1 pseudogene is annotated in these 1,146 nt (G+C 40.6%); it reads left to right on the plus strand.

From position 1 onward, the window contains the following. Nucleotides 1-117: 117 nt before the first annotated feature. Nucleotides 118-1,146, plus strand: a pseudogene (locus ACPA54_RS39025) (IS3 family transposase); the annotation flags it as partial.

Raw genomic sequence — 1,146 nt, forward strand, 5'->3', positions numbered from 1 at the left:
CAAATAACCCCCTCACATTGACGGGGACTGACCCCATAAGATGAGACAAATAAAAACACCTTCAAGTTTGAATACGGATGATTGTTATCCGTAATTAGACTTGGAGGTGTTTTTTCTATGGGGACAAGAGTGAGTTATCCGGTTGAAGTGAAACAGAAGGCTGTAGAAATGAGATTGGCAGGCGTACCTATGAAAGAGATCATGCAGGAGTTGAATATCAAAAATAATACGCAGATTAAGACATGGGTCAGATGGTATAAGGCTGGTGATACACATCGATTTGAACAGCCTGTTGGTAAGCAATACACTTATGGAAAAGGTCCGGAGTATTCTTCCGAATTAGAGAAACTGCAGGCAGAGAATCGATATCTGAGACAACAGAATGAAGTGTTAAAAAAGTACAACGAATTGGAAAGGAAGTTGATAGCCAAACGTCAGTCGAACTTGTAGAAGAATTGCACAGCACAATGACCGTGCAGGATATCTGTATTCATTTAGGTATCTCTCGCTCGTCTTATTATCGTTGGAAGAAGAATCTGAAGAAAGATCATCCCAAGCGCCATTTAGAAAAACAAATCGGCACGTTGTGCCGAGAGCACCAGTATCGATATGGATATCGAAAAATCACAGCTATATTAAAAAAGAGAATGTGTATTAACCATAAAACGGTTCAGCGTATTATGCAGAAAAATCAGTGGCAGTGCCGGGTTAAGGTGAAAAAGCGCAAGAAGAATGGGCAGCCATATGCCGTGGTCGACAATATATTAGATCGGAACTTTCAGTCTGATCATCCTCTTGAAAAACTAGTAACAGACATCACGTATTTGCCTTATGGACAGAAACAATTGTACCTTTCCAGTATATTGGATGTATATAATGGAGAAGTGATTGCTTTTACGATTGGAGATAAGCAGGACACAGACTTTGTCTTACACACACTTGATCAACTGCCAACACTGCCTGAGAACTGCGTGTTACATAGTGACCAAGGATCTGTGTATACATCTTACGAGTATCAGAAAGCTGTTAAAACAAAAGGCATTACCATGAGCATGTCCCGCAAAGGGACACCCGCTGATAATGCCTCCATCGAATCGTTTCATTCCTCACTAAAGTCTGAAACGTTCTATCTTAACAGCATTGATC

Origin of the sequence: Uniformispora flossi, from assembly GCF_049534875.1 — a bacterium.
In the GTDB taxonomy this organism is placed as follows: domain Bacteria; phylum Actinomycetota; class Actinomycetes; order Streptomycetales; family Streptomycetaceae; genus Yinghuangia; species Yinghuangia aomiensis.